Raw genomic sequence first — 8,821 nt, forward strand, 5'->3', positions numbered from 1 at the left:
GATCCGGATGCAGGGGAAATGGCTCCGCAGGTAGGATTCGAACCTACGACCAGCCGATTAACAGTCGGCTGCTCTACCACTGAGCTACTGCGGAATAGCATTTGGTGAAGACCCGAGTGGCTCCGCAGGTAGGATTCGAACCTACGACCAGCCGATTAACAGTCGGCTGCTCTACCACTGAGCTACTGCGGAACATGCTCGGGAGGCGGGCCTATAGCAGCGGCCCTTCGAGTCGTGCAATGGGAAAATGACGAATGCGCTCGATCTCCATCACCGACCCAGAAGACCCGCGGATCGCCGCCTTCCGCGATATCCGGGAGCGCGACCTGACCGGCCGGGAGGGCCTGTTCATCGCCGAGGGCGAGGTCGTGGTCCGGGTTCTGGCCTCGACGGCGTCGCGGTGCCGGCCCCGGGCCCTGTTGCTGGCCGAGAAGCGGGTGGCGGCCCTGGCGGATGTGATCGCCGCCCTTCCGGCCGCAGCGCCGGTCTATGCCGCCAGCCAGCCGGTTCTTGACCGTATCGCCGGCTTTCCCCTCCATCGGGGAATACTGGCCCTGGGCGAGAAGCCGCCGCCGCCCTCGGTCGCCTCGATTCTGGCGCGACCGGGCATGGACGACGTATTCGTGGTCGCCAGCGGCATCGGCAACCACGACAATATGGGCGGTCTGTTCCGCAACGCCGCCGCCTTCGGGGCGCGGGCCGTGCTGCTGGACCAGGCGTGCTGCGATCCCTTCTATCGAAAGGCGATTCGCGTCTCTGTCGGCGCGGTCCTGCGGACGCCCTTCACCGTGGCCGATTCGGCCGAGGCCGTGGTTGCGGCGATGCAGGCGGCCGGGGTGGAGGTGCTGGCCCTGACGCCGTCCGCGACCCAGCGTTTGGCCGATTATCGTCGCAAAGGGCCGGTCGCCCTGGTGCTGGGATCGGAAGGTCCGGGCCTGCCCCGTGCGGTGATCGAGCGATGCCGGGCGGTCGGTATTCCCATGGCGGGCGGATTTGATTCGCTGAACGTGGCCGTCACCAGCGCCCTGGCCCTGCACCAGATGACGATGTCGCCGCCGGGATCACCGGGAAGTTAGGCGCCCCGGACCTGATTCGGCTTGCGCGATCGCTCAGGTTGTGACGACCATCCGTCTGCTTTGGGGGAGGCGGTTCATGGGCATTCTTTATTTTCTGAATCGGAACGCGCGGGTGGCCTTGGCCTTCGGGGCGGCGGCGGCCGCTCTGGGCCTGGCGGGCGCGATCGGCTGGATCACCGCGCCGATCGGCTGAAACCGGCGATCCGGAAACGAAAAAGGCGCGGACCCTGCGGTCCGCGCCTTTTCTGTATCGCGATGGAGGCCTGACCGGGAATCGAACCCGGGTGCAAGGATTTGCAGTCCTCTGCGTCACCACTCCGCCATCAGGCCGCTTTGTCCCGATTTCTCGGGGGCGGTCATCGCGAGGGGCGTTCGCTATCAGATCGGATTGTCCGCTGCAACGCACGGAACTATAAGCACGCGAGATTTCCTCCCCCGACTACCGTTGAAGGCTGCCTACAGATGGATTTCACCGCCGAGCGCAAGGCCATGGTCGATTCGCAGGTTCGCGTGAACGACGTGACCAACCATGAGATCCACATGGCCATGATGGCGGTGCCGCGCGAGCAGTATTGCGCCGCCGATCGCGTCTTCGCCGTCTATTCGGACGCCGGGGTCGAGATCGCGGGCGAGCGCAAGCTGATGCCGGCGCGCGACGTGTCCAAGCTGCTGCAGGCCGCCGACGCACGGGAAGGGGAGAAGGCCCTGGCGGTCGCCGCCCCCTACGCCGCCGCCGTTCTGGCCCGCATGGGCCTGACGGTCACGGCTCAGGAGGCCGATCAGGCCGTGTTCGACGTGGTCGGCGACGCCCTGGCGGCCGAAGGCGTGACCACGGCGGTCGCGCCGCTGGCCGCGCCGGTCGGCGAGGGCTGGGATCTGATCGTCTGCGAAGGCGGCGTAGCCGAGATTCCGTCGGCCTGGGGCGCGGCCCTGCGCATCGGCGGCCGCATGGTCGTGGTCGAGCGTCGCGGCGCGGTCGGCAAGGCGGCGCTTTATGTGAAGGGCCGCGAGGGTCTTTCGCGTCGGGAACTGTTTGATTCGTCGCCGGCCCTTCTTGCCGAACTGACGCCGGCGCCTACCTTCGCGCTTTGATTGTTGCGGTCGCGACGGAACGCGCGACCTCCAGCGTGAAAAAAACTTAACTGGCGTGTGGTCGACTGAAGCCGCAGTTACGCTTGATGACATTCGGGCGCTCCCGGGGGCGTCAGGCAAGGACGGACAATGTTGAAACGCTCGCGTGTGCTGGCTTCGGCCGCTGTGGTCGCCCTCGTGACGGGGCTGGGCGCGCCCGCCTGGGCCGAGACGCTGCAGGAAGCGATCGCCCTGGCCTACCAGACCAACCCCAGCCTCCTGGCGCAGCGCGCCAACCAGCGGGCCCTGGATGAAACCGTGGTGCAGGCCCGTTCGGGCCTGCGGCCGACGCTCAGCGCCTCGGCCGGCGTCGACTACACCCGTAGCGACTTCCCGACCGTGACCCAGTTCGTCGACACCAACGGCGACGGCGTTCCGGACGCCCAGGTGTCCAGCTCCTCGTCCGAAAGCGACGGCGCCACCGTCGGCGTCAGCCTGTCCCAGAACCTCTGGACCGCCGGCCGAACCTCGCTGGCGATCGACCAGGCCCGCGCCGGCGTCATGGCGGGCCGCGAGAACCTGCGCGAGATCGAGCAGTCGGTCATGCTGTCGGTGATCCAGGCCTATGTGAACGTGACCCGCGACATGGAAATCCTGCGCATCCGCCAGGAAAACCTCGCGGTGCTGCAGCGCCAGCTGGAAGAGACCAGCGCCCGTTTCGAGGTCGGCGAGATCACCCGCACCGACGTGGCCCAGGCCGAGGCCTCGCTGGCCCAGTCGGAAGCCGATCTGGCCAACGCCCAGGCCCAGCTGTCGACGACCCGGGCCGCCTATGCGGCGGTCGTCGGCCAGTCGCCGTCGGCGCTCGAGGCCGCACCGGTCCTGCCGACCGTGCCGACCGATTTCGACGCGGCCATGGAAACGGCGCTGGCGCGTAACCCGGGCGTCCTGTCGGCCGGCTATTCCCTGCAGGGGGCCGAAGCCGCCGTCGCCGCCGCCCGCGCCGAATATCTGCCCTCCGTTCGCGCCACCGCCTCCTATGGTGGAACGGCCACCGACCTGGGCAATCTGGACGAACTGGCCGACCGTCGCAGCTTCACCGCCGGCGCGACCCTGTCGGTGCCGCTCTTCACCGGCGGCCTGAACCGTTCACGCGTCGCCCAGGCGCTGGAACAGGCCAACGCCGCCCAGATCGCCGTCGAGGGCGAGCGTCGCACCGTGCTTCAGAACGTCAGCACGGCCTATGCCCAGGTCCTGTCGACCCGCTCGAACGTCGCCGCCGGCGAGGAGGCCGTCCGCGCCGCCTCGGTCGCCGCCGAGGGCGTGCGCCAGGAGGCCCAGGTCGGGCTGCGCACCACCCTGGACGTGCTGAACCAGGAAGTGACCCTGCGCGCCTCCCAGACCTCCCTGGCCAGCGCCCGCGCCGCCGAATATGTCGCCCGCGCCTCGCTGCTGTCGGCCATGGGCCAGCTGGAAGGGCCCAGCCTGAACCCGTCGCTGGAAGTCTATGACGCCACGACCAACTACGACCGTGTCCGCAACCGCGGCGGCCTGCCCTGGGACGGCGTGATCGAGGCCCTGGACCGTGTGGCCTCGCCGCCGGTCGTCGCCGCTGACGATGCGGCCGATGCGCCGATCGACGGTCAGCTGAAGGGCCAGGTGATCCGGACCGCGCCGCGCGACTGAGGCAGGGTCAGGCGGCGAGGTCGAAAACGCCCGTTGATTCCGGCGGGCGTTGATGCGACGACAATCCTGTGGGGTCTTGAAGAATGTAGTCTTCCGGTCCCCGACCCGTTCACGGCGTTGGGGGCGACCTCCGCGCCCCGTTTCATCCCAGGCCTCTCCCAGGGTTAAGTCATGACCGATCAGTCCGCCCAGGAACCGACCATGGAGGAAATCCTGGCGTCGATTCGCCGGATCATCTCCGAAGACGAGGCTCCGGCCGAGACCCCGCCGGTCGCCGCTGCGCCGGAACCCGAACCCGCGCCGGAACCGGAGCCCGAACCGGCCGCGCCCGAGAACATCTTCGCCGCCCCCGCCGAGCCGACGCCGGAACCCCAGCCCGAGGCTGTCGAGGACGATGTTCTCGAACTGACCGAACTCTACGAGGCCCCGGCTGAGGCCCCGGCTTCGGAAAGCATCGGCGACCTGGACGTGGTCGAGACCGCGCCCGCCGCCGAAGCGGAGCCCGCTGCGCCTGCGCCGGTCGAGACCCCGGCGCCCGCCTATGACTCCCTGGTCGGCGACAGCGCCGCCGCCAGCGCCGCCTCGGCCTTCGCCGGCCTGGCCGCCAGCTTCAAGAAGCCGGAAGCCGCCCCGGCCGCCTCGGGCGACCTGCCCTTCGTCAGCGGCAACACCGTCGAGGCCATGGTCGCCGAGATGCTGCGTCCGCTGCTGAAGGACTGGCTGGACAACAATCTGCCCGGCATCGTCCAGGCGGCGGTGCAAAAGGAAGTCGAACGCATCGCGCGCAGCGCCTAGCCCTTCGCTTCAGTCCAGACTAATCCGAGGGGCGGCTCCTGAAGGGGGCCGCCTTTCTGCATTCCGAGATCCCCCGATGCTTGAGAAGACCTTCGAACCCCAGGCCGCCGAGCCCCGCCTCTACCAGCAGTGGGAAGAGAGCGGCCTGTTCGCCCCGCGCGCCGCTACGGCCACCGACGGCGCGTCCGACGCCTATTCGATCGTCATCCCGCCGCCGAACGTGACCGGCAGCCTTCACATCGGCCATGCGCTGAACAACACCCTGCAGGACATCCTGGCCCGCTATCACCGGATGAAGGGCAAGGCCGTCCTGTGGCTGCCCGGCACCGACCACGCCGGCATCGCCACCCAGATGGTGGTCGAGCGCAAACTCGCCGCCGAGGGCAATGTCGGCCGCCGCGACATGGGCCGCGACGCCTTCGTCGAGAAGGTCTGGGAATGGAAGGCCGAATCCGGCGGGACGATCGTGCGCCAGCTGCGCCGCCTGGGCGCCTCGTGCGACTGGAGCCGCGAGCGGTTCACCCTGGACGAGGGGCTGAACGCCGCCGTCCGCAAGGTCTTCGTCCAGCTGCACAAGGACGGGCTGATCTATCGCGACAAGCGTCTGGTGAACTGGGATCCGCATTTCCAGACCGCCATCTCGGATCTGGAGGTCGAGCAGCGCGAGGTCGAGGGCGCCTATTGGCATTTCGCCTATCCGCTGGCGGACGGCGTCACCTATGAACACCCGGTCGCCTTCGACGACGACGGCAAGGCGACGGAGTGGGAGACCCGCGACTTCATCGTCGTGGCCACGACCCGGCCCGAGACCATGCTGGGCGACACCGGCGTCGCTGTTCACCCGGACGACGAACGCTACGCCTCGATCGTCGGCAAGTCGGTGATTCTGCCGATTACGGGCCGCGCTATTCCAATTGTCGCTGATGAGTATGCCGATCCGACCAAGGGTTCCGGCGCGGTGAAGATTACTCCAGCCCACGATTTCAATGACTTCCAGGTCGGAAAACGGAACGGGCTGCCCTCAATCAACGTTCTCGACGCCTTTGCGCGGATCGTTGGCACTCATCTTATCGACGCTCGCTTCGACAAGACGAGCGGGAACTATAACGATGTAGGCGCCGAGAGCTCGTGGTCTCCCGAGCAACACGACGAATTATATTACATTCCATTCGAGCTTCAGGGTCTCGACCGTTTCGCCGCGCGCAAGGCCATCGTCGCCCGCGCCGAGGAAGAGGGCTGGCTGCGCGAGATCGAGAAGACCAGACACGTCGTCCCGCACGGCGACCGCTCGGGCGTGGTCATCGAGCCCTGGCTGACGGACCAGTGGTACGTCGACGCCCACACCCTGGCCCAGCCCGCCCTCAAGGCGGTGGAGCAGGGCGACACGGTGTTCGAGCCCAAGTCCTACGAGAAGATCTATTTCGAATGGCTGCGCAACATCGAGCCCTGGTGCATCTCGCGTCAGCTCTGGTGGGGCCACCGCATCCCGGCCTGGTACGGCCCGAACGGCGAGATCTACGTCGCCGAGACCGAAGAAGACGCCCGCGAACAGGCGATGGCCGACTATGATTCCGAGGTCGCCCTGACCCAGGACGAGGACGTCCTCGACACCTGGTTCTCCTCGGCCCTGTGGCCCTTCTCGACCATGGGCTGGCCCGAGAAGACCGAGGATCTGGAGCGGTTCTATCCGACCAGCGACCTGGTCACGGCCGCCGACATCATCTTCTTCTGGGTCGCCCGGATGATGATGATGGGCCAGCACTTCATGGGCGAGGTGCCGTTCAAGCGCGTCATCATCAATGGTCTGGTCCGCGACGAGAAGGGCCAGAAGATGTCGAAGTCCAAGGGCAATGTCATCGACCCCTTGGGCATCATCGACGAACTGGGCGCCGACCCGCTGCGCTTCACCATGGCCATCCTGTCGGGCACGCGCGACATCAAGTTGTCGAAGCAACGTATTGAAGGCTATCGCAACTTCGGCACCAAGCTGTGGAACGCCGCCCGCTTCAGCCAGATGAACGAGGCGCGCCGCGTCGAGGGCTTCGATCCCGCGACCGTCGACCAGACGATCAACCGCTGGATTCGCGGCGAACTGACCAAGGCCGAACGCGCCGTGTCCGAGGCCGTCGAGGGCGGCCGGTTCGACGATGCGGCGGGCGCCCTGTACCGCTTCGTCTGGAACGTCTTCTGCGACTGGTATCTGGAACTGGCCAAGCCGGTGTTCAACGGGGCCGACGAAGCCGCCAAGGCCGAGACCCGCGCCATGACCGCCTGGACCCTGGACCAGACGCTGAAACTGCTGCACCCGGTCATGCCCTATATCACCGAGGAGCTGTGGGCCGAGCTGGGCAAGGAAGGCCCCGCCCGCGAAACCCTGCTGATCGGCGCCGAATGGCCGGTCCTGCCGGACAGCTTCATCGATGCGGCGGCCGAGGCCGAGATCGGCTGGCTTGTCGATCTGGTCGGCGAGATTCGCGGCCTGCGCGCCGAGATGAACGTGCCGGTCGCGGCCAAGCCGCCCCTGGCCTTCGTCGCACCCGACGCCGTCACGGCCGAACGGATCGCCCGTCACCGCGACCTGATCCTGACCCTGGGCCGTGTCTCCGAGGTCGGTTCGGTCGAGGCCGCCCCGGCCGGCGCCGTCACCTTCGTCTCGGGCGGTTCCACCGTGGCCCTGCCTCTGGCCGGGATCATCGACCTGACCGCCGAACGGGCGCGTCTGGAGAAGGAGATCGCCGTCTTCGAGAGCGACATCGGCCATGTGAACAAGAAGCTGGGCAACCCCAATTTCGTCGCTCGCGCCGCGCCCGAGGTGGTCGAGGAGCAACGCGCCAAACTGGCCGAGGCCGAGGCCGGCAAGGCCAAGCTGCAGGCGGCGCTCAAGCGGCTGGAAACCCTGTGACCTATCCTTCTCCCCTCGGGGGAGAAGGTGGCCCGAAGGGCCGGATGAGGGGGCTGGTTCAGCCTGCGCCTCTCTTCGACGTCGTGTTCGGATCGGGCAGCCCCCTCATCCGTCTCGCTCCGCGAGCCACCTTCTCCCCCGAGGGGAGAAGGGCGTGAAGTCGCGCATCGACCAACTCCTCGTCGCCCGGGGCCTGTTCGACACCCGCGCCCGCGCCCGCGCCGCCATCGAGGCGGGGCGGGTCAAGGCGGACGGCCGCCTGGTCGCCAAGCCGTCGGAACAGATCGCCGAGGACGCCGAGATCGAGGCCGAACCCGCCCACCGCTGGGTCGGGCGCGGCGCCCTCAAGCTGGATCACGCCTTGGCCCTGTGGCCCGTGGCGGTTCGGGGCCGGGTGGCGCTGGACGTCGGCGCCTCGACCGGCGGCTTCACCGAGGTCTGTCTGGATCGCGGCGCGGCCAAGGTCTTCGCCGTCGATGTCGGCTTCGGCCAGATGCACGATCGGGTCGCCGCCGATCCGCGCGTGGTGAACCTGGAACGCACCGACGCCCGCGACCTGACGCCGGACCTGATCCCGCAGCCGCCGTCCCTGATTGTTTGCGACGCCAGTTTCATCAGCCTGTCCAAGGTCCTGACGGCCGCTCTCGATCTTGCCGCCCCGGACGCCGACCTGGTCACCCTGGTCAAGCCGCAGTTCGAGGGCGACGGCCCCAAGTCGGTCGGCAAGAAGGGGGTGGTCAAGGATCCCGCCGCCCACGCCGCCGCCGTCGAACGCGTCCGCGACTGGCTGGAGGCCCTGGGCTGGTCGGTCCAGGCCGTGACCGAAAGCCCGATCACCGGCGGCGACGGCAATATCGAGTTCCTGCTCTGGGCCAGGAAGGGCGTCGGACACGCGCGCTGATCGCTCGCGCGTGTCATATATCGCCCCACGAAAAGGCCTGATTTCAGAGGCTTGCCGAAATCAAAGGGCGATTTGCGCGCCTGATCTGGCCCTGATGCGATAATCCCGCCGCCCCACCGCGCCGGGGCGGACGGGGAGGGGCGACCTCATGATTTCGGACTATTCGGACTATTCGGACACTGTTTTTCGGCGCGGTGTCCGAAATTCGCGTCGCGTTTCGGACTATTCGGACTCTGTTTTTCGAACCGGCGTCCGGATTTCGGGGTGGGCTCAACCGATCGCTGCAACACACGCAGCGAAGGTCTCTGCTGGCGTCCGATAAAGCAAGGTCTTTCTGGGTCGTTCGTTGAGCTGTCGGGCGATGGCGCTGAGCTGGGACTGGCTGTGCAG

Annotated in this window: 6 protein-coding genes and 3 tRNA genes; 6 read left to right on the plus strand and 3 right to left on the minus strand. The window is 67.7% G+C overall.

Translation table 11 applies throughout. The features are described from left to right. Positions 1 to 19 precede the first annotated feature (19 nt). Positions 20 to 94, minus strand: a tRNA-Asn gene (locus tag ACIQ1T_RS12275). 23 nt (positions 95 to 117) lie between these two features. Further along, a tRNA-Asn gene (locus ACIQ1T_RS12280) sits at positions 118 to 192 on the minus strand. Between the two features lie 62 nt (positions 193 to 254). Between ACIQ1T_RS12280 and ACIQ1T_RS12285 the strand changes: the two genes are divergently transcribed. After that, positions 255 to 1,076, plus strand: a complete 822-nt coding sequence (locus ACIQ1T_RS12285) for a TrmH family RNA methyltransferase (protein WP_395944836.1) — start codon at positions 255 to 257, stop codon at positions 1,074 to 1,076. Between the two features lie 256 nt (positions 1,077 to 1,332). Here ACIQ1T_RS12285 and ACIQ1T_RS12290 read toward each other — a convergent pair. Further along, positions 1,333 to 1,406 (minus strand) — tRNA-Cys (locus ACIQ1T_RS12290). A 132-nt stretch (positions 1,407 to 1,538) separates the two neighbouring features. Here ACIQ1T_RS12290 and ACIQ1T_RS12295 point away from each other — a divergent pair. The 5 genes from ACIQ1T_RS12295 (at position 1,539) to ACIQ1T_RS12315 (ending at position 8,431) form a co-directional block, all read left to right on the plus strand. Beyond that, entirely contained in the window at positions 1,539 to 2,168 is a 630-nt protein-coding gene (locus ACIQ1T_RS12295) for a protein-L-isoaspartate O-methyltransferase (protein WP_395944837.1), read from the plus strand. Between the two features lie 129 nt (positions 2,169 to 2,297). Then, positions 2,298 to 3,833, plus strand: a complete 1,536-nt coding sequence (locus ACIQ1T_RS12300) for a TolC family outer membrane protein (protein ID WP_395944838.1) — start codon at positions 2,298 to 2,300, stop codon at positions 3,831 to 3,833. Between the two features lie 171 nt (positions 3,834 to 4,004). Continuing rightward, on the plus strand, positions 4,005 to 4,628 hold the full coding sequence (locus ACIQ1T_RS12305; RefSeq protein ID WP_395944839.1) for a DUF2497 domain-containing protein: 624 nt from the start codon (positions 4,005 to 4,007) through the stop codon (positions 4,626 to 4,628). Positions 4,629 to 4,704: 76 nt separating this feature from the next. Then, positions 4,705 to 7,530, plus strand: coding sequence for a valine--tRNA ligase (locus tag ACIQ1T_RS12310; RefSeq protein WP_395944840.1), 2,826 nt, complete (start codon positions 4,705 to 4,707; stop codon positions 7,528 to 7,530). A 154-nt stretch (positions 7,531 to 7,684) separates the two neighbouring features. Further along, positions 7,685 to 8,431 carry a TlyA family RNA methyltransferase gene (locus tag ACIQ1T_RS12315; RefSeq protein WP_395944841.1) on the plus strand — a complete coding sequence of 249 codons (747 nt, stop codon included), beginning with the start codon at positions 7,685 to 7,687 and terminating at the stop codon, positions 8,429 to 8,431. Positions 8,432 to 8,821 lie beyond the last annotated feature (390 nt).

This window comes from Brevundimonas sp., from assembly GCF_044336875.1.
Taxonomy (GTDB): domain Bacteria; phylum Pseudomonadota; class Alphaproteobacteria; order Caulobacterales; family Caulobacteraceae; genus Brevundimonas.